This window comes from Hymenobacter sp. DG01 (genome assembly GCF_006352025.1).
Classification (GTDB): Bacteria; Bacteroidota; Bacteroidia; order Cytophagales; family Hymenobacteraceae; genus Hymenobacter.
Map to the genome: position 1 here is coordinate 2,025,653 of NZ_CP040936.1, position 23,057 is coordinate 2,048,709.

24 protein-coding genes are annotated in these 23,057 nt (G+C 59.8%); 16 read left to right on the forward strand and 8 right to left on the reverse strand.

The window, feature by feature from the left end; all coding sequences use genetic code 11:
* Positions 1–46: 46 nt before the first annotated feature.
* From FGZ14_RS08535 to hutU, 6 genes are all read right to left on the reverse strand, one after another.
* Entirely contained in the window at positions 47–376 is a 330-nt protein-coding gene (locus tag FGZ14_RS08535; protein ID WP_139923285.1) for a GNAT family N-acetyltransferase, read from the reverse strand.
* Positions 366–524 (reverse strand): hypothetical protein, encoded by a 159-nt coding sequence (locus FGZ14_RS21720; protein WP_180754548.1) that lies wholly within the window; start codon positions 522–524, stop codon positions 366–368. Before FGZ14_RS21720 ends, FGZ14_RS08535 begins: the two co-directional genes overlap by 11 nt.
* Before the next feature lie 133 nt (positions 525–657).
* Positions 658–1,287: a hypothetical protein gene (locus FGZ14_RS08540; protein ID WP_139923287.1), complete on the reverse strand. Its 630-nt coding sequence runs from the start codon at positions 1,285–1,287 to the stop codon at positions 658–660.
* Between the two features lie 562 nt (positions 1,288–1,849).
* On the reverse strand, positions 1,850–2,683 hold the full coding sequence (locus FGZ14_RS08545; RefSeq protein ID WP_257883380.1) for an NADPH-dependent F420 reductase: 834 nt from the start codon (positions 2,681–2,683) through the stop codon (positions 1,850–1,852).
* Between the two features lie 156 nt (positions 2,684–2,839).
* The gene (locus tag FGZ14_RS08550; protein WP_139923291.1) at positions 2,840–4,141 is read right to left on the reverse strand and encodes a DUF6602 domain-containing protein; all 1,302 of its coding nucleotides are present in this window, start codon (positions 4,139–4,141) and stop codon (positions 2,840–2,842) included.
* 33 nt (positions 4,142–4,174) lie between these two features.
* On the reverse strand, positions 4,175–5,851 hold the full coding sequence (gene hutU / locus FGZ14_RS08555) for a urocanate hydratase (protein ID WP_139926064.1): 1,677 nt from the start codon (positions 5,849–5,851) through the stop codon (positions 4,175–4,177).
* A gap of 708 nt (positions 5,852–6,559) precedes the next feature.
* On the opposite strand from hutU, the gene FGZ14_RS08560 reads away from it, so the two are divergent.
* From FGZ14_RS08560 to FGZ14_RS08575, 5 genes are all read left to right on the forward strand, one after another.
* Positions 6,560–7,024: a hypothetical protein gene (locus FGZ14_RS08560; RefSeq protein WP_139923293.1), complete on the forward strand. Its 465-nt coding sequence runs from the start codon at positions 6,560–6,562 to the stop codon at positions 7,022–7,024.
* A gap of 252 nt (positions 7,025–7,276) precedes the next feature.
* Positions 7,277–7,558 (forward strand): hypothetical protein, encoded by a 282-nt coding sequence (locus FGZ14_RS08565; protein ID WP_139923295.1) that lies wholly within the window; start codon positions 7,277–7,279, stop codon positions 7,556–7,558.
* A 320-nt stretch (positions 7,559–7,878) separates the two neighbouring features.
* Positions 7,879–8,028 carry a hypothetical protein gene (locus FGZ14_RS21725; RefSeq protein WP_180754549.1) on the forward strand — a complete coding sequence of 50 codons (150 nt, stop codon included), beginning with the start codon at positions 7,879–7,881 and terminating at the stop codon, positions 8,026–8,028.
* Positions 8,029–8,262: 234 nt separating this feature from the next.
* Complete coding sequence (locus FGZ14_RS08570) at positions 8,263–9,987, forward strand: glucose-6-phosphate isomerase (protein ID WP_180754551.1); 1,725 nt, start codon at positions 8,263–8,265, stop codon at positions 9,985–9,987.
* A gap of 288 nt (positions 9,988–10,275) precedes the next feature.
* Positions 10,276–11,280 (forward strand): MBL fold metallo-hydrolase, encoded by a 1,005-nt coding sequence (locus tag FGZ14_RS08575; RefSeq protein ID WP_139923299.1) that lies wholly within the window; start codon positions 10,276–10,278, stop codon positions 11,278–11,280.
* A 186-nt stretch (positions 11,281–11,466) separates the two neighbouring features.
* Here FGZ14_RS08575 and FGZ14_RS08580 read toward each other — a convergent pair whose 3' ends face one another.
* Positions 11,467–12,348: a DUF4097 family beta strand repeat-containing protein gene (locus FGZ14_RS08580; RefSeq protein ID WP_139923301.1), complete on the reverse strand. Its 882-nt coding sequence runs from the start codon at positions 12,346–12,348 to the stop codon at positions 11,467–11,469.
* Positions 12,349–12,400: 52 nt separating this feature from the next.
* Complete coding sequence (locus tag FGZ14_RS08585) at positions 12,401–13,318, reverse strand: formimidoylglutamase (protein WP_180754553.1); 918 nt, start codon at positions 13,316–13,318, stop codon at positions 12,401–12,403.
* A 230-nt stretch (positions 13,319–13,548) separates the two neighbouring features.
* Between FGZ14_RS08585 and FGZ14_RS08590 the strand changes: the two genes are divergently transcribed.
* The 11 genes from FGZ14_RS08590 (at position 13,549) to FGZ14_RS08640 (ending at position 23,047) form a co-directional block, all read left to right on the forward strand.
* The gene (locus tag FGZ14_RS08590; RefSeq protein WP_139923306.1) at positions 13,549–13,986 is read left to right on the forward strand and encodes a hypothetical protein; all 438 of its coding nucleotides are present in this window, start codon (positions 13,549–13,551) and stop codon (positions 13,984–13,986) included.
* A gap of 134 nt (positions 13,987–14,120) precedes the next feature.
* A complete protein-coding gene (locus FGZ14_RS08595; protein ID WP_139923308.1) occupies positions 14,121–14,855 on the forward strand; it encodes a YebC/PmpR family DNA-binding transcriptional regulator in 735 nt (244 codons plus the stop codon).
* A 111-nt stretch (positions 14,856–14,966) separates the two neighbouring features.
* On the forward strand, positions 14,967–15,536 hold the full coding sequence (locus FGZ14_RS08600) for a DinB family protein (RefSeq protein ID WP_139923310.1): 570 nt from the start codon (positions 14,967–14,969) through the stop codon (positions 15,534–15,536).
* Positions 15,537–15,558: 22 nt separating this feature from the next.
* Positions 15,559–16,620 carry a serine hydrolase gene (locus FGZ14_RS08605; protein ID WP_180754555.1) on the forward strand — a complete coding sequence of 354 codons (1,062 nt, stop codon included), beginning with the start codon at positions 15,559–15,561 and terminating at the stop codon, positions 16,618–16,620.
* Positions 16,621–16,724: 104 nt separating this feature from the next.
* Positions 16,725–17,066: a hypothetical protein gene (locus FGZ14_RS08610; RefSeq protein WP_139923314.1), complete on the forward strand. Its 342-nt coding sequence runs from the start codon at positions 16,725–16,727 to the stop codon at positions 17,064–17,066.
* Positions 17,067–17,287: 221 nt separating this feature from the next.
* Positions 17,288–18,427, forward strand: coding sequence for a 23S rRNA pseudouridine(2604) synthase RluF (gene rluF, locus FGZ14_RS08615; protein WP_180754556.1), 1,140 nt, complete (start codon positions 17,288–17,290; stop codon positions 18,425–18,427).
* Between the two features lie 534 nt (positions 18,428–18,961).
* Positions 18,962–19,378: an inner membrane protein YiaA gene (gene yiaA, locus FGZ14_RS08620; RefSeq protein ID WP_139923316.1), complete on the forward strand. Its 417-nt coding sequence runs from the start codon at positions 18,962–18,964 to the stop codon at positions 19,376–19,378.
* Positions 19,379–19,454: 76 nt separating this feature from the next.
* Entirely contained in the window at positions 19,455–19,994 is a 540-nt protein-coding gene (locus tag FGZ14_RS08625; protein WP_308217178.1) for a sugar O-acetyltransferase, read from the forward strand.
* Positions 19,995–20,149: 155 nt separating this feature from the next.
* Positions 20,150–21,154 carry a biotin synthase BioB gene (gene bioB / locus FGZ14_RS08630; RefSeq protein WP_139926065.1) on the forward strand — a complete coding sequence of 335 codons (1,005 nt, stop codon included), beginning with the start codon at positions 20,150–20,152 and terminating at the stop codon, positions 21,152–21,154.
* 154 nt (positions 21,155–21,308) lie between these two features.
* Complete coding sequence (locus FGZ14_RS08635) at positions 21,309–21,902, forward strand: hypothetical protein (RefSeq protein WP_139923321.1); 594 nt, start codon at positions 21,309–21,311, stop codon at positions 21,900–21,902.
* Complete coding sequence (locus FGZ14_RS08640) at positions 21,902–23,047, forward strand: 8-amino-7-oxononanoate synthase (RefSeq protein ID WP_308217179.1); 1,146 nt, start codon at positions 21,902–21,904, stop codon at positions 23,045–23,047. Before FGZ14_RS08635 ends, FGZ14_RS08640 begins: the two co-directional genes overlap by 1 nt.
* The last annotated feature ends 10 nt before the right edge of the window (positions 23,048–23,057 follow it).

Here is a 23,057-nt window from a genome sequence, read left to right on the forward strand (position 1 = left end):
CCAGCCAGCTATAGCCCCAGCCCGGCCCTGAAACCAGACCGCAGCGCTACTCCTGCTCCTTCGGCTGAAACCAGCGCAGGTAGGCGGGGGCAACCAGCCGCTGCCACTCCGGGTGCCGCTTCAGGTAGCTTGTCACGAAGGGGCACAGGGGAATTAGTTGCCGCTGCCGCCGCTCTATTTCCGCCAGCACCTTTTCCACGATGGCCGTGCCTACCCCCTGCCCTTCCAGCTGCGCCGGCACTTCGGTGTGAAACAGGGCAATGGCGCCCTCCCGCTCGCCGTACTCCATAAAGGCCGTGGCGTGGTTCACGATCAGCTCAAAGCGGTGGCTGCCGCTGTTGTCGGTGAGTGGGAGGCCTTGTAACTCAGGTTTCATAAGGAGTAGTGGGAAGCGTGAAGATGAGGGGGTAGCCGGCGCGGAACTTATGGTAGCTGGGCGAGGCAGACTGCTTGTTGTCAAACACTTTACAGGAATCCAGGCCAGCAAACACCTTACACGAAGCTACAATCAAAACGAACGTCATTCCGAGCGAAGCCGAGGAATCTCGCGTGCTGACGTCCGGATTAACAGCACAACATCAGCACGCGAGATTCCTCGACAAGCTCGGAATGACTGTTCTATGAGATGAGACAAGAAATTCTTCCTGTCCGCAGACCCTAGCACGGAAAGAAGAACTCTACTTCCTGCAATCGGCCATTTTTAAATACCAGGTTCAAGGACGCATCGGTCATTTCGCCGTTGTATTCAAACGGCAGGTTTACGGTTAGTTCGCCGGACTCCGCCTCCGGTTCTTCGGCTTGCCTGGTGGCTATGGGGTAGAGGCGGCGCACATCTTCCAGCGTCGTGTTCTGGTCGAGGGTCAGGCTTCCTAGCTTCCCTTTGAATTTGCCCGTTGTCACGTCGAAGCTGTGCAGCAGGGCCTGGGTGCCGCTTACTTCGTACATGGTGTTGCCGTAGTACCACCAGTCGCCCGCAGGGGCATCCGCGGGCGTATCCAACTGGCTGCCGCACTCCACGGCGCCCCTATCCACGCTGTCGGGGCGGCCCATCTGGCGCTCCAGCTCCTGAACCGTAAGCTCCTTGTGCGGCCGGCCATTAACTGTAACTAGGCCGTCTTGTATCCGTTCCGGGTTGGCCGATGCAGTAGCCTCTGAGCTGGGTTCCGGAGTGGGTGAAGGGGTAGGCGGCGCGGGGGCTGTTACCTCGGTTGCGGCGGGGGTAGTAGGGCTGCTCTGGCAAGCGGCCAGGCTCAGCAGGAAAGGCGCAATGCAAATAAAAAGCTTCATGGAGAATATAGGTGTGCGCAAGTATAGTTGTAATGCCTTGTACCAGCCTACTGCCAGCGGATGCCTCCTTCCAGAATAGATGGACGGAGAAAATCCCTACCCCCGATACATCCTTCAAACCGAAGCATATAACTCGGTCTGCCGACTGCTCTTACACCATCAGCGCCCGAAGCGCCCCGGCAAGCATTACCTGACGGGTGACGACCGTTTTCCTACCCCCTACCCCTCCCTCAAACGAAAAGCGCCGCCCCGGAAACCGAGGCGGCGCTTGCTGCGTGTTTTGCCGATGACGCGGCAGTTGAATCGCAAGCTTGTGTTAAGCTGAATCGGCAATAAAGAAAGAACGGTCATTCCGAGCGAAGCCGAGTAATCTCGCGTGCTGACGTTGCCAAAGTATCTACTCCACCTCTCCCCTGGAGAGGGGGCTGGGGGTGAGGCGAACCACGCGAGCGAGATGTCTCGGCAAGCTCGACATGACAGGTACCAGTGCAACGTCAGCACGCGAGATTCCTCGACAAGCTCGGAATGACCGTTCTTTGCCGATTCAGAATAAGTCAGGCAGCTACTTCAGCTTGATACCTTGGTCGGCCATGGCCTGCTCCGCCTTGGCTTGGTTGGCCAGGAACTCTTGGTGCTGGGCTTCGGTGCGCTCGGAGCCGAGGCGGGCCAGATGCTCGCGCACCTGGTCGGCGGGCAAATCGTTGCAGTAGATGGGGCCGCCAGGCTGCTGCCGCCACGACTCGCGCATGGTGCCCCCGTCGAGGGCGTCGAAGCCCAGCTCTTCTACCAGGGCCATTACTTTCTGCTTGGCGGCTGCATCATCAGAAGCCACGGGCAAGGCAATGCGGCCGGGGGTGCCGACAGGCTTGCCGTTTTTCTCGAGGTGCTCGGCGAAGATATTGTTGAACACCTTCACAACGGGGCGGCCCAGGTGCTGCTGCACCCAGCCGCTTTCGGTCAGGTCGCCGGTTTCCAGCTCCGGAATTTGGCCGTCGCGCAGCATGGGGTAGTAGTTGCTCGTGTCGATGATGGGCACCTCGGCCGGCACGTCGGCCAGCAGGTCTTTGGGCAGGTCCGGGATTTTTTCCAGCGGAATGGTCACCACGATGATGTCGCTGCCGCGGCGGGCTGCTTCTTCGGCCGTAACGGGGGTAGCGCCGGTTTTCTGGGCCAGGTCCTGCAGGGTTTCGGGGCCACGAGAGTTGGCGATGTACACGTTGTGGCCGAGGCTGGTGAGCCGCACGGCTAGGGCGCTGCCGATGTTACCGGCTCCAATGATTCCGATGTTCATAGGTTGTGTTGTTTGGTTCGCGCGCCGGTGATGTGCCGGTGCAGGCAGGTAAACAACGGAAGTGGGTGTTTTGCTTTTTTCTGGGGGTAGGACTAGAACGAGCAACGCCGCCGGAGCGGGGCTCGGGCGGCGTTGATGACGGGATTATTTCTGCAGCGATGTGAAATAATCCCTTTTCGAAATGAGAGTATCAAATATTATTTTGCAACAAACGAAATAGACTTAAGTGCCATATATCAGGAATATTTAACCAATATATTGTCAATAATTTTTCATAACCCACCGACTAAATCTACCAGATTTATTTTCCCCTGCATACATTTTACCACCAATAGAAGCTATACCACAGCTATCAATCAATAAGCCAATTTTACCAGCTTTTGAATATACCAAACCTGTTTTACAAAGATCATCAACAAAAGTATATATGTTATCAACTCCTTCTTTCATAAGAACCCTGGAAAACTCTTCATTTTCCTCATAAGATATTTCTTTCCTAACATGGCATAGAGCATTTACAACGATAAATTGAGCCTTATTAAGCTCTACTGGCTCCCAATCTTTTACCAACAATACTTCTTCAAGTTGCTTATCAGGAATAGGAATATAGAAATACTCCCATCCAGATCTACCCTCCTTCTCTACTGGCCTGCATCCTAAATAAAAGAAGACTTGATCAACTTCTAAATCCTCTCCGAAAATATCAGCCGAAAGCTTAAACATATATTGAAGCCTTGTCCAAATCACTTCGAGAAAGAAGTAGACAGGATTTCTATTGGATGACACCATTACGCTCCACCATCCATTTTCAAGCGCAAAACTGAATGGCATACCATTACATTTAATCAACGAATAATCTTCACACATAATTAAACTAGGAAGATTCAAGGGACCATAGCCATTAATTATTTGATCTGGACTACTCGAAATATTAGACGCCAAGTAATCAACTAATGAATCACGGAAATGCTTATGAGATTTAAACCCATTGTATCCCCATACAATCCTAGCAGGATAAAATGCTTCCAATAAGAGAATATGATAGAGCAAGTTCTCATGAAGCGGCAATGATCCCAATTCCTCTCTGCTAGGCAATTCCTTCATGACAATAGACCTATATGCGTCCCTTGTCAATCTACCATGAAATTCTTCCCCGTCCCTCTCTTCCGTTACGTCTATAACAGACTTTAAATTCTCATAGGAATCTTTAACATCTTTGGAATACAGATTCTTTTTAACCTGAATAACAGCTACCACTTTATCCGATTCATAAATATATTTATCACTATTAGGGAGCATTTCACCATCACCAACAACTAACATACAATCTATCTCTCCACTGAAATCCCCCTTTTTATTACGAATAATACCAGCAGCTACTTTCAGTCCTAACCCATCAAAAACACTTTTTTCAAGTACCTTTTTTGTAAGGCCTTCATACATTCCACCTATAAGGCCAGGATGCTTGATGACACCATAACCTTTCATCAATTCGAGTTCCTTATCTCTAAACTCACGCAAAAGATCAGATAAGGAGCTAATTTCTTGTTGTTCAGCTTTCACAAACGTTGAAACTTAAAATGAGACGGTCATATTTTAATTCTCGCGCGGAATCTTCACGCCGCGCTCCTTGGCTACCTGCTGGGCCAGCTCGTAGCCCGCGTCGGCGTGGCGGAAGATACCCATGCCGGGGTCAGTGGTCAAAACCCGTTTTAGTTGTTCGGCTTTTTCGGGGGTACCGGTGGCTACTATGACCATGCCCGCGTGGGTGCTGTTGCCAATGCCCACGCCGCCGCCGTTGTGCAGGCTCACCCAGTCGGCGCCGGAGGCACAGTTGGCCAGGGCGTTGAGCAGGGGCCAGTCGGCTACAGCGTCGGAGCCGTCCTGCATGCCCTCGGTCTCGCGGTTGGGCGAGGCCACGGAGCCGCAGTCGAGGTGGTCGCGGCCGATGACGATGGGGGCTTTCACTTCGCCGCGGGCCACCAGGTCGTTGATGATCAGGCCGAACTTTGCCCGCTCGCCGTAGCCCAGCCAGCACACGCGGGCCGGTAGGCCAATGAAGGGCACTTTGGCCTGGGCCTTTTCAATCCAGCGGCGCAGCATACGGTTTTCGGGGAAGGTTTCGAGTAGGGCCCTATCGATGCGCAGGATATCCTGGGGGTCGCCGGAGAGGGCCGCCCAGCGGAACGGGCCCTTGCCCTCGCAGAACAGCGGCCGGATGTAGGCGGGTACGAAGCCGGGGTAGAGAAACTGCCCGTGCTCGTCGCGCACCCGCAGCCCGCCTTTTTCGGCCTGTCCGCGCAGGTTGTTGCCGTAGTCGAGGGCCACGGCGCCAGCCGCCTGCAGATCAATAATGGCCTGGCAGTGCTTTACAATGGATTGCAGAGCCCGGCGCTTAAACTCCTCGGGGTTGTCCTGGCGCAGCTGCAGCACCTCTTCCAGGTTGCCTTCGGGGATGTAGTCCATCAGGTCGTGGGCCGAGGTCTGGTCAGTTACGATGTCAACCGGGAAGCTTTGGGCCAGCAGCTGGGGTAGCACGGTGGCAGCGTTACCCGTCAGGCCCACGGAATAGCCTTTGCGCTCGGCTTTGTACTGCTGGCATAGCTCCAGAGCGTGGGCCAGGTCGCGGGCCTGCTCGTCCACGTAGCCTTCGCGCACCTTCTGCTTTACGCGGGCATCTACGCTTTCAATTACCAGACACACCCCGTCGTTCATGGTTACGGCCAGGGGCTGGGCGCCCGACATGCCCCCGAGGCCGGCCGTGACAGTGATGGTGCCGGCCAGCGTGCCCGAAAAGTGCCGGTCGGCCACGGCGGCCAGAGTTTCATAGGTGCCCTGCAGAATGCCCTGGGTGGCAATGTAAATCCAGGAGCCGGCCGTCATCTGCCCGTACATCATCAGGCCCTGGCGGTCCAGCTCATCGAAATACTCCTGGGTGCTCCAGGCTGGCACCAGGTTGGAGTTGGCGATGAGCACACGCGGGGCGTGGGCCCAGGTCCGGATTACGCCCACGGCCTTGCCCGACTGCACCAGCATGGTTTCGTCGGGGGCCAGCGTTTTGAGGGTGCGCACAATGGTCTGGTATTCCTTCCAGTTGCGGGCGGCGCGGCCGGCCCCGCCGTACACAATCAGCTCATCGTACACCAGGCTTACGGCCGGGTCGAGGTTGTTTTCCAGCATGCGCAGGGCCGCCTCTGCTTCCCAGGTTTTGCAGCGCAGCTCGGGGCCGTGCTGAGCCCGCACCGTTTCTGTGGGCTTGTACTCATAATACATAGGGCGCTGGGAGGCCGCGCCCCCTACCCCCTGCTGGCCAGGCAACGGGTTACCCACCGGAGCAGGGTTGGCGGTATCGGAGACGGAGGCAGCTTCGAGGTTGAGCTCGGGAGCGGGGGTAGGAGCGGAAGTGGAAGTGGACATAGGAACGAGTGGCTGGATGGGGCTGGAAGGTAGGATTTTCCGGCGCGCCAGGCTACCCCCTACCCCCGGCCGGAGCGGCAATGTTCATCAAAGCGTAACGTCCTGCAACTCACTAACGTAGCCCGGAAGCCGTATCAGCAGCAGTCTCTCTGAGCTTTTTCTTACTCCACTCAGTGTACCATGCATCAGCTTACCGACTACCTCCAGGCCACGACTTTGCTGCTTCTGCTGCTGCTAGGGGCCGCCAACCGAAACCGCCCGGCCCCTTCCCTACCCCTCGCCGCCCGCCCTCTGGCAAGCCCAGCCAGCTGGAACCACCCGCAGCCACAGACCGGGTGGCCGGCTTCGCCCGGGCGTACTTTGCCCCGCCACCTGTGGCCGGCTTCGCCCGGGCGTACTTTGCCCCGCCACCTTCCGCCACAAGCTCAACCATTATAAAAAAACCAAGATTTTATTAATTAAAATCAGGTTACCTCTTCCCGGTTCGGAGTATAAAGCTCTGATTCGGCGCTGTTAGGCTCCGGATTCATCTAAAAACACCCCACTCCTTATCCAACCAACACCATGAAAAAGGTCCTTTTTTTAGCTCTGGCTGCGGCCTCGTTTACTTTTGCCTCTTGCGGCGGTAACTCTCAGGAAGGTGCCGGCGGCTCGGGTACCGAAGGCGGCACCGGCACTGAATCGTCGGCCAGCGGCTCCGGTTCGGGCTCGATGGACGCTTCCGGCTCCGGCGACGCCGGCATGAGCGGCGACACCAGCTCGATGGGCACTGGCTCGGGCGGTGGCGGCACCACCAGCAACGGCGACCAAAGCGCCGGCTCTACTACCAGCGGCACCAGCACCACGGGTGGTGGCTCTACCGCTGGCGGCATGGGCTCTACGGCTGGCGGTTCTACCGCCGGTGGCTCTACGGCCGGTGGCAGCACCGGTGGCGGCATGGGCACCACCGCAGGTGGCTCCACGGCGGGTGGTGGCACCACGGGCACTACCAGCGGCACCACTGCCGGCGGTGGCACCACGGGCCGCTAATCTTGCCTGACCCCACATGGCAAAAAGCCTCTCACTATCATGTGAGGGGCTTTTTTTATGCCCTGATGGGTGCTGCTGCCAGCTACTGGGCTCCGGGGAGCCCGGGGCAACCCGAAGCTCAACCGTACTAAAAAATCAAGAAAACTTTTACTTATCTCGGGTTACCTACCCCCGCCGCCGGTATCAAGGCCTGAATTTGCTGCTTCGCGGCAGCGAAACCCCATTCGCACATACCCATCACCAACCTTTATCATGAAAAAAGTTCTGTTCCTCGCTCTGGCTGCTGCTTCGTTCACTTTCGCTTCGTGTGGCGGCGACGCTACCACGACCAACGAAGGCGGCACCGGTGCCGATGACGCTTCGGCTACGGAGGCTCCTGCCACCGAATCCACCACCGCTACTGACACGACCATGACCGGCACCGATGCCGCTACCACGGCCGGCTCAACGACTACGGAAGGCACCACTACCGGCACCACCGAGGCTACCGGCACTACCGCTGGCACCACGGCCGGTGGCTCTACCGCTCAGTAAGCAGCCTCACCTGCCTTTGGGCTGAAAAGACTCCTCACCACCGGTGAGGAGTCTTTTTTTATACGTTCTGCCCTGCCCCTACGCCGGCCCGGAGTTGCGGGCCAGCGCGGGGGTAGCGGCTACCTTTTCCCTGCCAGTTCTGCCTGTTTTTTCCCCCGGCACCTCACCCGCAGCACAGCCTTATTTTCTGGTTGAACAGGGTATAAAGGGGTGTTCATCTAATTATTCTTCGGTATTGCTATACCTAAATCAATTTTACACGTATGTACCGGCGCTAACCTTACAGGGCTTGTAACTCACCGCTCTCGTTTCCCCCGATTATGCAACGATTTTCTACTCTCCTCCGCTTTTTTGTGCTCTTCCTGTTGTTGATTCTGGGTGCCGTTAACCGCCAGCGTTCGGCAACCCAAACTTCTTTGTCGGAAGAAATTACCATGCTTTTCCGCGGCGTTACGCCTTCGGCTACCTAAGCATCTTGCGCGGGCCGCGCCGGCCACGTTGCCTGCCGCCCTTGCGTATGCCCACCTCACGGCATACGCAAGGGCGGTTTGTCTTGATAGATGGGGCAGGCGGCCCTCACTGGCGGGAATTTTGCCCAAAGGCCTCGCCGTATCTGCCTACTTCTCTACCTTTGCCCGCTACCCTTATGGCCGTCCGCAGGCCGCGGCCGGCCCTTTCCTCGACACTCCGTGAACCCGAATCGAATGGAAACTCCTTCCTCCAACATCTCCGCCATGACCCTGCAGCTGGGCTCTTACCAGGCTGCCATCGACGCTAAACTGCAGGATTTCAAGGCCCGCAACTTCACCGCCGGTTTCTGGCAGAAACAAGCCGACCTGTGGGTGCAGGACGCCGAAGCCCAGCAGAGCCTGCGCAGCTTTATGGGCTGGCTGCGGGTAGCCGAAACCATGCTGCCCCGCGTGGGCGAGATGGAGGAATTTGCCCGCGAGGTGAAGGCCGCCGGCTTTCAGCACGTAGTGGTAATGGGCATGGGCGGCAGCACCATGACCCCGATTGTGTTCCGCCAGGCTTTCCAGCAAGGCCCCGACGCCCTACCCCTCTCGGTGCTCGATACCACTAACCCTGGTACCGTGCGCGAAATTGAGGAGTCGGTGCCCCTGGCCCAGACTCTGTTTGTGGTAGCCAGCAAATCGGGCACTACGGCCGAGCCCCTGGCGTTCGGCGACTATTTCTACGCTCGCCTCAAGGAAATCAAGGGTGATAAGGCCGGCGAGAACTTCGTGGCCATTACCGACCCCGGCTCCAAGTTTGTAACTCAGGCTACCGAAGAAGGCTACCGCCGCATCTTCCTGAACTTTGCCGAGGTAGGCGGCCGCTTCTCGGCCCTCTCCTACTTTGGGTTGGTGCCGGCTGCTTTGTATGGCATTGATATTAAAACTCTGCTGGAGCGCGCCATTGACATGATGCGCGCTACCGGCTCGGAGGGCGACGTAGAGCAGAACCCCGGCCTGGAGCTGGGCGTGGCCCTGGGCGTACTGGCCCGGCAAGGCCGCGACAAGCTCACCCTGGTAGTACCCGGCACCATTTCTGACTTCGGCCTGTGGCTGGAGCAGCTGGTAGCCGAAAGCACCGGCAAGGAAGGCAAAGGCATCATGCCCCTGGCCGGCGACCCACTCAATGGCCCCGAGGTGTACGGCCAGGACCGCGTGTTCGTGTACGTAGGCTTTGAGAACCAGCCCGACGAGCAGAACCGCCAGAAGGTGGCCGCTCTGCAGGCCGCTGGCCACCCGGTAGTTACTATTCTGATGCGCGACGCCCTGGACCTGGGTGCTGAGTTCTTCCGCTGGGAAGTAGCCACGGCCATTGCCAGCGCCGTGCTCGAAATCAACCCCTTCGACCAGCCCAACGTGCAGGCCGCCAAAACCGCCACCGACCAGCTGATGAAAGTGGTGGTAGAAAAAGGCTCCCTACCTGAGGAAAGCACCCCGGTGCTCCAGGAAAACGGCCTCGACTACTACACCAACGTAGCGGGGGGTAGCGCGGTGGAAGTGCTGCGCGCTTTCTTCGGCCAGAGCAAGCCCGGCAACTTCCTCTGCATTCAGGCCTACCTGCAGGAATCGGAGGCCCTGAACCAGGAGCTACAGGAGGTGCGCAGCCTGGTGCAGCAGCACCTGCACATTGCCACGGCGTCGGGCTATGGCCCCCGCTTCCTGCACTCCACGGGTCAGTACCACAAAGGCGGCCCCGATAACGGCCTGTTCCTGCAAATCACCACCGACCACGCCCAGGACCTGCCCCTGCCCGGCCGCCCCTACACCTTCGGCACCTTCCAGAACGCCCAGGCCGCCGGCGACCTGAAGGCCCTGCAGGACTATAACCGCCGCACCCTGCGCGTGCACCTCGGCTCGGCCGGTGAAGCCCAGGGCGTAGGCACCCTGCTCACCGCCCTGCGCGAGGCCCTGGCGTAAGCAGTAGTGCTTTAAGCTTTTCACAAAGGCCCGACTGGTTCGCCAGTCGGGCCTTTTGTATGTGGCAGGGCCGTCATGTCGAGCTGGTCGGGACATCTCGCGTGCTGATGTCTGAGTACCATTACAACCTCAGCACGCGAGATGTCCCGACCAGCTCGACATGACGGCTACTTTGGCAACGTCAGCACGCTAGGCACCTCGCTTCATTCGGAATGACACTTTGCCCTTTTTATACCCAATTCAGATGAGGTTCGTACTGACTGTATCGTTTCACCTACCCCTGAACTCATGGAAAAGGTAGCCGCTGGGGTTCACCAGCTTTCTATCCAACGCTTTGTTAATGTATATTTTGTAGAAACAGGTCATGCCGGAGCGTGGATTCTGGTGGACACTGGTTTGCCGGGCTCGGAGAAGGCCATTATTGAAGCCGCCGACAAGATTTTCTACCCCGGTACCCATCCTGAAGCCATTCTGCTGACCCACGGCCACATGGACCACTCGGGTTCGGCCCAGGCTCTGGCTGAACACTGGAAAGTGCCCGTACTGGCCCACTCCCTCGAAATGCCCTTCCTGACGGCCCGGGCCGTGTATCCGCCCGCCGACCCAACGGTAGCGGGCGGCGGTTCCCTAGCATTCGTGGCCCGCTTCTTCCCGCCCCAGTCGTTTCAGCTCAGCGACTACGTGCAGCACCTACCCGAGCACGATACCGAGCCACCCTTCCTGCCCGACTGGCAGATTCTGCACGTGCCGGGCCACGCGCCGGGCCAGATTGCGCTGTTCCGCGAAAAAGACCGCACCCTGATTGGGGCCGACGCTTTTGCCACGGCCAACCACGAGTCGGTGCCGGAGCTGCTGCTGCAGCTGCCGAAAATCAGCGTGGCGGGCGCGCCGTTCAACTACAACTGGCAACAGGTGCAGGAGTCTATTCAGAAGCTGGCGGCCCTGCGGCCCGAGGCCATCGGGTGCGGGCACGGCCCCGTCATCAAAGGCCCCGCAGCCGCCGCGGGCCTGCAGAAATTGGCCGACGAGTTCCGGATTCCGGCCAAGGGCCGCTACGTGCAGGACCCCGCCCGCCTCGATGAAACCGGCGTGGCCTACCTCCCACCGGCCCCCCACGACCCCATCCGCCAGAAGTTTACCATTGCTGCCGTTGGGTTGGGCGCCCTGGCGGGGGTAGCCCTGCTGGTGAAGCGCTACCAGAAGCACAAGCAAAACGAGTACCCCCAGAAAACTTCCCCCGTGCCCAAGCGCCCCCGCACCGACGAGGTAGTGCGCTACCCCGAGCAGTACTAAGGAGCGTGGACAGGTAGCAAAATGAACGTCATGTCGAGCTTGTCGAGACATCTCGCGTGCTGACGTTGCAATGGTAGCTCAACCTCAGCACGCGAGATGTCTCGACAAGCTCGACATGACGTTCATTTTATGGTCCATCTGTTCTTTTAAACTCCAACAAAAACGCCCGCTGAAAGCGGGCGTTTTTCATTCACTTACTTCCTCCTCGACTGGCTCGGCATCAGCAGGTAGGGCTTCCTGCTTTACCGTTACGCTGCCGTTTACGGTGGCGGCCCGCAGCTGGGCACCGCCCTTCCCGAGGGTTGCCACCAGGTTATGGGGTAGGATGCTTTTGCGCTTGGTATTCAGCTCAGCCTGCACACGGCCCTGCACCGTGCGCGCCATAATGGTGGCGGCATAGACGGCGGGCAAATTCCACGAAATACTTCCGTTGACGGTGCTTACATCCAGACCGGGGCCCTGCCAGGCGTTGCCAGTGAGGGTGAGGTTCAGGCTGCCGGCGGTGGTTTTGCCGCGCACGTCGCCGCCTACCCCGGTCAGGGCCAGGCTGCCGTTGGTGCTTTCGCAGCGCAGCGTCCCGCGTACGTTTTCAATGCTGATGCTGCCATTGGTAGAGCGCAGGGTCAGGTCGGTTTGGGCCGGCACCAGCACTTCGTAGCTGACCTCCCAGCCGTCCAGGCTCTCGTTGGCGCGGGCGGCCCGCAGCGTATTGCCTTGGGAACTGACACGCACGGCAGCCGCCAGGGCTTTGGCCGCTTCCGGGGTAGCAGCCCTACCCGTTACTACCGTCCGAACCCGCACGTCTGCGCCGCTCCAGGCCCGCACCCGAATGCTGCCCTGCAGGCGGGCATCCACGGTAAGGGGCGTGCCGGCGGGCGGGGCTGGCAAGGTCAGGGTGCGGATTTCGCAATGCTGCTTTTGCAGGGAAGAGGATGTGGGCGCCACCGGACAGGCCAGGGTAAAGACGGGCCCGGCAGCCGGTTTTGCGGCGGGCTTCACGGGGGTTTTCTGAGCCACAGCGGGCAGCCCCAGTACCACGCCCAACAAACAGATAAACAGGTGTTTCATAGCAGAAGAAAGAGGCAAAAGCCCTGGCTTTACGCTGGGCAAAGGGGTAGCGTCAGGCGCTGAGGGTAGCGGCTATGCCGGTCAGGTAGGCCGTGAGGATGGTGGCGGCCAGCCGCGCAGTTTGGTTGTCCCGGTCGAAGAGGGGGTTCAGCTCCATGAGCTCGAACAAGAGCACTTCCGGCTCTTTCCCAGCCAGAAAAGCCGCTTCCACCGCTTGGCGGGGCGTAAAGCCATCGGCGCTGGGGGCCGAAACGGCGGGGGCGTAAGCTTCGGCGCAACCGTCTATATCGAAGCTCACGAAGGCCGGACCGGCGGCCGTGGCGCGGCGCAGGGCCCGGCGCATGTATTCGACCATGCCATCCTGCTGCACATGAGCCAGAGGGACCAGGGTGGCCTGCTGCTGGTGCAGAAACTCGATATCCTCGCGGGTATTGAGGTTGGAATGCAGCCCGATTTCAGTGAACCGCTCCCCGGCCAGCACTTCCTCGCGCAGCAGCTTCCCGAAAGGTGTACCACTGCTGAGCAGCCCGGGGCGGTCCTTCACGTCGGCGTGGGCGTCGAGGTTGATGCCGCCTACGGCCTGCCCGTTGGTGGCGTCGCGGAGGGCGCGCACGGTGCTGTAGGTGCAGTCGTGGGAGCCGCCCAGCACTACCACGCGGGGGTACTGGTTGAGCAGGCGCGTGAGCTCTGCCCGGATGGTCTGGTGGTTGGCTTCGTGGTCGGGGGTAGTGCGCAGGTCGAGGTTGCCGGCATCGGCAATGCGCAGGGCTTCCAGGCTCACGTTGTGCTCCAGATTGTAAGTTTTGTGGTAGCGGCGCAGCTCCCGCCGGATGGCCTCGGGCCCATTTGCGGCGCCGGCGCGGCCGCCTTCCAGCACGGTTCCAAAATCGAGGGGTAGCCCCACCAGGCAGACATCGGCCTGGGCAAGCTCGGCGGCGGGGCGCAGTAAGTCGCGGATAAAGGTGGGCATGCTCAAATGTAGCGGGAAACCTGAGCTTGCCCAGCGGCCCCCATTCCACCGGCACGGACTGCGCCCGTCCGACTGGTTGACGGCCGCGCCGCCCGCGCCGAAAGAACAACTGCCCCCTACCCCTGACATCGGCCTAAACCCGAAAACAAACATCAGCACGCAGCCAACCGGTCGGACGGCTCCGCCATCGGACCGGAGCGTTTAACGGGCGCGGCCGAGTACCTTGCGGTATGCTTTATCGTGTTCTTCTTGCGGCCCTTCTCTGCCTGAGTGGTTTTAGGGGGGTAGCCCAGCGCTCCGCTCCGGCCGTGCCCCGGCTAGCGCCTTCGTTTTTCACTACGTACACCTACCTCACGTATTCTATTCTGGACAAAGCCACCAGCCCCACGCCCATGCCGGCCAGAGGGGTAGGCGGCACGCTCACGCTGCGGCCCGATGGCACCTACCAGAAGCGCCTCACGCTCAGCATTAACGGCGGCACCATGCCCTTCGACCAGGACGGGCGCTTCACCTTCGCCGGCAACCGCATCAGCTTTTCCTATACCGACAAAAAGGGGCAGGCCCGCACCGACGAGGGTACGTTTCAGTTGCGCAATGGCCTCCTGACACTGACCATGGCGGGCTTTCCGGCTGGCAACCAGAGCATTTATACCCTGCGCCAGCAGTAGGCTTCCCGCGCCGGTATGCGCCCAGGCTCCGCCGTTGCGCCCCGCCGGGGTTTCTGCTAACTTGCAGCCCCCTTTCGGCCCCACCCGCCGAAACGTCAACTCACTATTTCACCATTTCACCAACTCACTGATAGATGGGACGCGCGTTTGAATTCCGCAAAGGCCGCAAAATGAAGCGCTGGGACCGAATGTCGAAGGACTTCACCCGTATCGGCCGGGAAATTGTCATGGCCGTGAAGGAATCGGGCCCCAACCCCGATACCAACTCCCGCCTGCGCACGGCCATGCAGAACGCCAAGGGCGTGAACATGCCCAAAGACCGGGTAGAAGCCGCCATCAAGCGGGCCAGCAGCAAAGAGGAAAAAGACTACCAGGAAGTGGTATATGAGGGTTATGCCCCTCACGGTGTAGCTATTGTTATTGAAACAGCCACCGACAACCCCACCCGCACCGTAGCTAACGTGCGCATGTACTTCAACCGGGGCAACGGCGCCCTGGGCACGGCCGGCTCCTCCGACTACACCTTCACCCGCAAGGGCGTGTTCAAGCTGGCCGCCGAAGGCCTCGACCTCGATGAGCTGGAGCTGGAGCTGATTGATGCCGGCGCCGAGGACGTGTACGCCGACCAGGAAGAAGACGAGCACGGCAACGTGAAGGAGTACATTGTGGTAGAAACTGCCTTCACCGACTTCGGCCAGATGCAGAAAGCCCTCGAAGAAAAGCAGCTGAACGTGGTTTCGGCCCAGCTGCAGCGCGTGCCCAACACCACCGTGCATCTCGAAGGCGACCAGCTGGAGGAAGTAATGAACCTCATCGAGAAGTTCGAAGAAGACGACGATGTGCAGGCCGTGTACCACACACTGGGTTAGGTTTTAGCCCACCCATTATCCGATTTTACACTGGGCCGCTCCAACGGGAGCGGCCCAGTGTGCTTTTTGGCTACCTTCGGCCCATTCTATTTTTCTGTTTATCTACCAATTATGCAGCTACAAAACATTATCACACAAATCCGCGTCGCTTTGGAAACGACTTTTTCCAGCATCGACTCGTGGTTCGATTTGCCTTCTGAACTGCGCACTTACCGCCCGCAAAATGGCGGCTGGACAATTAATGAAATACTAGAGCACGTTGGGCTGACCAATCATTTTCTGCTCATTCTTATTAATAAAGGCACTCGCAAAGCATTAGCAAATGCAGCCAACACAGACTTGTCCGTCGAGTTAGCCGAGCAAGTTTTTCAATGGAAAAAGCTCGACGACATTGGTCGACACAAGTCTTTTACCTGGCTCCGTCCTGAGCACATGGAACCTACCGGCATCAAGCCTCTGCTTGAGGTCCGTGCTCAGCTACAAGAACAGCTAAGCCAATGCTTCACGAGTTTGGAACAGCTCAAAGACGGTCAGGGTGTGCTTTATAAAACTACCATGTCGGTGAATGACCTAGGAAAAATCAACGTGTATGAATATTTGTATTTCCTTGCCCAACATGGTCAACGTCATATTACCCAGATGGAAAAAAACAGGAATGAATTTTTCGCCCTTCCCAATTAATGCCATCTGCTCCTACTCGTTTATGAAGGCTTTATTTGTTGGCCTACTGTTGTTTTGTGATTTTACCTCTGTAGCCCAGCATCAGCAGGAACTATCGACCCTGCTCGAAAAGAAGCAAGTGCCAGGCATGCAGTTGGTCTATACCAAAAAAGGCGAAACGCTCCGGTACAGCCTGGGCATGGCCAAAGCGGGCACTACGCAGGCCGTTACGGCTGCTACCACGTTTCAGGCGGCTTCTCTGGGCAAAGTAGTACTGGCTTACACGGCCTTGCGCCTGCACGACCAGGGCCTGCTCAACCTGGATAAGCCCCTGCAGACCTATTACACCGAGCCGCGCCTGCGCGCCCAGCCCCGCGCCGCGGCCATCACGGCCCGCATGGTGCTCACGCACACTTCCGGCCTGCCTAACTGGGCCGAAAACCCGCTGGAAGCCAGCTGGAAAACCTCTGCCCTGAAGCTAAAATACGTTCCCGACAGCTGCTGGAACTACTCCGGCGAAGGCTTCGTGCTGCTGCAGAAAACCCTGGAGCACATTACCGGCAAGCCTCTGCAGGCGCTGGCGCAGCAGGAGGTATTCCGCCCGCTGGGCATGCGCAACAGCAGCTACGTCTGGCACGGTGAGTTCGACAAAGATGCCAGCTTCGGCCACGACGACGCAGGCAAGCCCACGGAAATCAGGCGCTTCCAGGAAGCCAACGCGGGCTACAGTCTGCTCACCACTGCCACCGACTACAGCCGGTTCGTGCAGGCGCTGGTAAAAGGCCAGGGGTTGAAACCGACTACCGCCAAGTTGCTGGCTACCCCCGCCAGCGCCGCCGAGCGCTGCGCGAAACCGGCTACCCCCACCGACCCGTTCATTGCCTGGGCCTACGGGGTAGGACTGGCTACTACCAGCCGCGGCCCCGCCCTCTGGCACTGGGGCGACAACGGCGACTTCAAAGGCTTCTTCATTGCCTTTCCCGACACGCAGGAAAGCCTGGTGTTTTTCACCAACAGTGCCAACGGCCTGCACATCACGGATGCCGTGCTGCGGCTGTTCTTCGGGCCGGGGCAGTACCGGGCCATGCAGTGGCTGGCGGAGTAGCTGGGTTTCCGGCGCGGCTGCGGCCGGCCTACCCCTCAAAATACCGGCAGCCCTATATCCCTGCGCGGGGGTATATATCCAACGAAACCCACTCTCCCTGTACCATGCCCATCTCCTATAAACCCCTGTTCCTGCTTGAGGCCGATGCTTTTTCCCTGGTAGAAATCAAGCTGCTGGATGTGCAGAGCGACGACCCGGCCGAGGTCTATTTCTGGCTTCGGTTCGATAACGCCGACCACACCCTCGACAAGCTGGAGTTTGTGTCGATGAATCGGAACGGGGCGGAGGAGCAGCGGGAGTTTCGGCAGGGGCGGCTGCAGTTCTCGGAGGCCAGCGGCACCTTCGTTGCTGAGGATGGCGCCAGCTCGCCGGTGCGGGTGGGCGGCACCGCTTCCCTACCCCCTGCGCTCGACGAAGCCATTCAGCGCTATTTTGTGGGGGCCTAGCGCCTTGCCTCCCTACCCCTACTCAAGGCGCAAACCGTTGCGGGGCCAGGGCTTGCGGATTGGACAGAAGCCGGCCCGGGCCGGGGGCCCCGGCTGTTGACCTGGCGCATCTATTTCAGTAATTCGCCCCGGCTCATGTACTTCCGCCGTATCTTTGTGGTCCGCCTGGGCAAAACGGCCCGGACGGATCATCTTTGTTTTGCCCTCAACACCCGTTGCCCATGCCTACTCGTCTTAATAAATACATCAGCGAAAGTGGGGTTTGCTCCCGCCGGGAGGCCGACCGCTTTATTGAGCAGGGCAACGTGCTGGTGAACGGCAAGCGGGCCAGCATTGGCGACCAGGTGACGACCAAGGACCGGGTTTCGGTGAACGGTATTGTCATTGAGCCTCGCGCCGAGGAAGATGCCGTGTACATTGCCTACAACAAGCCGCCGGGCATCATCTCCACCACCGATACCGGCATCAAAGACAACATCATCCGGGCCATCAAGCACTCGGTGCGCATCTTCCCCATTGGGCGCCTCGACCGGGAATCGCAGGGCCTGATTCTGCTGACCAGCAACGGCGACATTGTCAACAAGATTCTGCGGGCCGGCAACAAGCACGAGAAGGAGTACATCGTGATGGTCGATAAGCCCATCAACGATCTGTTCATCGAAGGCATGGCCAACGGCGTTCCGATTGGGGGCACCATGACCCAGCCCTGCAAAGTGACTAAGGAAACGCCTTACATCTTCCGCATTGTGCTGGTGCAGGGCCTCAACCGCCAGATCCGGCGCATGTGCGAGTACTTCGGCTACGAGGTAGTGCAGCTGGAGCGCATCCGCGTGATGAACATCAACGTGAAGGGCCTGGGCGTGGGCGAGTGGCGCGAGCTGAAGGAAAAGGAGCTGAAAGTGCTGTTCGAGATGATTAAGGACTCCGACGGCACCGATGACGGCTCCACGCCCCGGCGACGCAAGCGTCCTTCCTCGGCCGAGTTCTGGGCTGACCGCCCGGGCCGCAAGGGCGCGGCGCCCAAACGCCCCGCCGATGCCACCGGCCACGCCAGGCCGGCCGGCGCCTGGGTAGAGAAGCCCACCGGCAAACGGGCCGCCAGCCGCCCCGCCCCTACCCCCTCCGCCCCGCCAGAGTGGCCCACGGGCCTGACCCGGCCCAATGGCCCTGCCACCGGCGTCCGCCCCGACGGCCCGGGATTTGGCAAAACGCGGCGCCCCGTCGGCGGACCGGGCAGCAGCCCTCGCCCGCGTGGTGCGGCGGCCGGCAAAGGCTCCCGGCCTACCCCTGCCGGACCGCCCAAAGGTAAAACCAGCACCCGCGGTACCCGCGGCGCCAGCCGCCCCGGCAAACGCTCCTAGCGTCACAAACACAACGCCAGCGGCCTATTCTGCGCAAGGATGGGCCGCTTGCTCGTTTCAGAGGGGTAGGGTGTGCAAATGAGGTGAAACTGAAGTCTTTCCGAGTACCATAAGGAACCCGGCTGGCTGATACTGCCAAACTATTGTAAGCCCCTCTCCTTGAGGGAATGCAGTGAGATTAACACGCGAGATGCTTCGGCTGCGCCCCTGCCAGACGAGCTTATGCCCTACCCTAACCAGGTGCAGCAAGTCTCCTCAGCGGTACGGTTGAGTAGGATTGGCGACGCTCTGTTTAACTGATTTCACAATACTTAAAGTCTGAACTAACAATTAGCAAATGAAACAATAACATTATACAAGATTCTGAAATACAGTATAATAATCTCATATTTCTATTATTATAACGACATCATTTCTTAGCAAGACAAAGTCTGATTTTATCGAAAATTCGGATGCACATCGGAGAGGGAGCCGCGTATGTTTGAACTGTTCGGCCAGGGTGGCTGAACGGCCTTACTCCCAATCTTCCGCGCCATGAACACCAAACCATCTAACGCCTTTATTGCCGCTTCCTGGGTAGCCCTGCTAGCGGGCGTCGCCGCTTTCATCATCGGCCTCTGGAACGCCCAGATGCAGCTCAACGAGAAGGGCTACTACTTCGCAACCCTCATGTACGGCCTGTTCGCCGCCATTTCCCTGCAGAAATCAGTGCGCGACCAGCTGGAGGGTATTCCCGTAACGGGCATTTATTATGGCCTGAGCTGGTTTTCAACCCTGCTCTCGGTAGCCATGCTCACGGTAGGCCTCTGGAACGCTACCCTCACCCTGAGCGAGAAAGGCTTCTACGCCATGTCGTTCCTGCTGAGCCTGTTCGCGGCCATTGCCGTGCAGAAAAACACCCGTGACAACCGCGGCCAGAACCCTACCCCCGAGGCAACGGCTTTGAGCTAGTGGTGGGGGTAGCAACCCAGGCAGTACCTTGCCGCCGACAGGGTCTGGTTCTTCCCCTGCTCAACTTGCTATGCCTTTGACGCCCAAACAACAGATGCTGGCCGGGGAGCTCTACCTCGCCAACGACCCCGAGCTGGTAGCCGAACGGCTTCGCGCCAAGCAGCTTTGCCACCGCTACAACCAGGAGCCCGTGCACCTGAACCGGCAGGTGCTGGCCGAGCTGCTGGGCTACGAAACCGATGCCCACCTGGAAGCCCCCCTGCGCTGCGACTACGGCTACAACATCCGGCTGGGCCAGGGCGTGTACGCTAACTATAACCTCACCATCCTCGATTGCGCCCCCGTCACCATCGGCGACAATGTGTTCATTGCCCCGAATGTAGTGCTGACCACGGCCGGGCACCCCGTAGAAGTAGCCCCGCGTATTGCCGGCTGGGAATTCGCGAAGCCTATTACCATCGGGAGCAACGTGTGGCTGGGCGCGGGGGTGCTGGTGATGCCGGGCGTAACCATTGGCGAGGGTACTACTATTGGGGCCGGGAGCGTGGTTACGCGCGACATTCCGGCGGGGGTGGTAGCCGTGGGCAACCCCTGTCGGGTGCTGCGGAAGGTCTAGTGCGGGTGGTGCCAGCGTAGTCCCTTCATCTTTTGAAATGCACTTCTCGTGTATCTTGCAGCCCGCCCCGTAGCTCCGCGCTACCGGCGGGCTGCTTTGTTTAGCCTCCACCCCCAACCACAAACCAGAAACTACTTCCTCCCCGCCCCATGATGATGCGTACCGACTGGACTCTCGACGAAGTAAAAGCTATTTATAACCAGCCCGTACTGGAGCTGGTAACCAAGGCTGCCGCCATCCACGCCGAAACCCAGGCCACCGGCGAAGTGCAGGTGTGTACCTTGCTGAGCGTGAAAACCGGCGGCTGCCCCGAGGACTGCGCCTACTGCCCCCAGGCTGCCCGCTACCACACCGGTGTGCAGGCCCATAAGCTCCTGCCCGATGCCGAGGTGCTGGCTGCAGCCCAGCGCGCCAAAGACGGCGGCAGCACCCGCTTCTGCATGGGCGCCGCCTGGCGCGAAGTGCGCGACAACCGCGACTTCGACCGGGTGCTGAACATGGTAACCGAAGTCAACAACATCGGGCTGGAAGTGTGCTGCACCCTGGGCATGCTGAACGAGTACCAGGCCGAGCGCCTGAAGGAAGCCGGCCTCTACGCCTACAACCACAACCTGGATACCAGCCGCGAGCATTACGACGACATCATCACTACCCGCACCTACGACGACCGCCTGAACACGCTGGAGCACGTACGGAAGGCCGGTATTTCGGTGTGCTCGGGCGGCATCATTGGCCTGGGCGAAACCGACGAGGACCGCATTGCCATGCTGCACACCCTGGCGACCCTACCCCAGCACCCCGAGTCGGTGCCGGTGAATGCGCTGGTGCCCGTGGAAGGCACCCCTCTGGCCGACCAGCCCCGCGTGAGCGTGTGGGAAATGCTGCGCATGATTGCCACGGCCCGCATCCTGATGCCCCGCACCATGGTGCGCCTCTCGGCCGGCCGCCAGGAAATGCCCGTTACGGAGCAGGCCCTCTGCTTCCTGGCCGGCGCCAACTCCATTTTCTCGGGCGAGAAGCTGCTCACTACCCCCAACCCCGACTTCGACGCCGACAAGCAGATGTTTGCTTTGCTGGGCCTCAAGCCCCGCAAGTCCTTCAAGGACGTGCCCGAAGGTGCCGTAGTGCTGGGCAAGGAAGCTGCTCCGGTAGTAGCGTAGGTAGCAGTTGTTTTTCAGAAAGCGTCTGTCATCCTGGGCAGCGCGAAGGACCTTCTCACGCCGAAACGAGTCGTTGTTACGATTGTCGTGCTACTGTGAGAAAGTCCTTCGCGGGCTCAGGATGACAGACGTTTTTTACCCCGCCTCATCTTTTATGCGCCTTACTGCTTGTCTTTTCCTGCTGCTGGCGGCAACGGCCGGCCGGGCGCAAACCATATCGGGGCCCATGCCGGCACTGCGCCCGCTCGATTCCGTGTATGCGGCTCACGGAGTAGCATTCGGGACGCCGCCAGAGGGGACCATGCTCCGGCCGCAGTTCTCTGGTATGGGCAAGCGCTGGAAAACAACGCAGGTTTATGTGTTGCCTCCCCAGGCAGATACCATGATGCTGGCGCATCAGCCGGTACACCCAGAATTCTGGTTTCGGAGTGGCCAGTTTATTGGAGTTACTTATCAGTTAAAGCGGGAGCAGAAGAGCCGCACTGTTTTGCGGGAGCTTACCCGCCGCTACGGCCCACCCCGGCCCGGCAACGTACCCGGCGCGCAGTATTGGTTGGGCCGTCGTACCTACATTCTGTATGAGGATGCTGTGCCGGATGTTGTGCTCCACATTGCCAGTCTGGATATGCTCAATGAGCAGGTAATTGAAACCTCCGTCCGGCAGGAAGCCCGGAATTCGCTGGGCTGGCAGCCCGATTCGCTGGGGCTACCAAGGCAATTTCCACTGCCCACCGAAAAGATAAAATAGTGCCTACCCCCTCTCCCCTCCACCAACGCCTTACCCGCGAGCTAGAGCAGCGCGAAGCCGCCGGCACGCGCCGCCGCCTCACGCAGCCCGCCGCCGGGCTGGTGGATTTCAGCTCCAACGACTACCTGGGCCTGAGCCGCCACCCCGCCGTGCAACTGGCTTTGCAACAGGCCACGGCCGAAGCAGCGGGCAGCACCGGCTCCCGCCTGCTCACCGGTAACTCTACAGAGGCCGAGGCACTGGAGCAGCACTTAGCGCAATTCCACAAGGCCGAGGCGGCTCTGCTGTTCAACTCGGGCTACGCGGCCAACCTGGGGTTCTTCGCCGCCGTGCCCCGCCGCGGCGACACGATTCTCTACGACGAGGCTTCGCACGCCTCCGTGAAGGACGGTATCCGGGGCTCCTTCGCTACGGCCTGGAGCTTCCGCCACAACGACCTCACCGACCTGACCCGCAAGCTCGCCCGCGCTACCGGGGCCGTATTCGTGGCCGTGGAGGCGCTGTATTCCATGGATGGCGATGTGGCCCCGCTGGCGGAGCTGGCGGCGTTGTGCCGGGAGCGGGAGCTGTATCTGGTGGTAGATGAAGCCCACACCAACGGCCTCTACGGCCCCCAGGGCGAGGGTTTGGTGGAGGAACTGGGCTTGGAAGCCGACGTATTTGCCCGCGTGCTCACCTTCGGCAAGGCTCTGGGCAGCCAGGGCGCCGCCGTGGCCGGCCCGGCCGTACTCCGCGACTACCTGCTCAATTTCAGCCGGCCTTTCATCTACACTACTGCCCTACCCCCGCACTCCATCGCAAGCCTGCGGGCTGCGTACGAGGCGCTGCCGGCTCTATCGGCGGAGCGGGAGCAGCTGTTCTCGCTTTCCGACTACCTGAAAACCCGCCTGAACGCCGTACCGGGGCTGCGCGTGCCGCCGGAGAGCCATGTTATCCACCCCGTTTTCTTCACCGATGCGCCCGGTCCGGTCCGTGTGCGGGCGGTAGCGGCGGCTGCCCAAGCCTCCGGGTTCGATGTGCGCCCTATTGTGGCCCCCACGGTACCGGCCGGCACGGAGCGGCTGCGGCTTATTCTGCACAGCTACAACACGGAGGCGGAAATTGACGGGCTGGCGGCAGTGCTAGGGCAGATGAGGGCGGAGTAGCGGTACATTT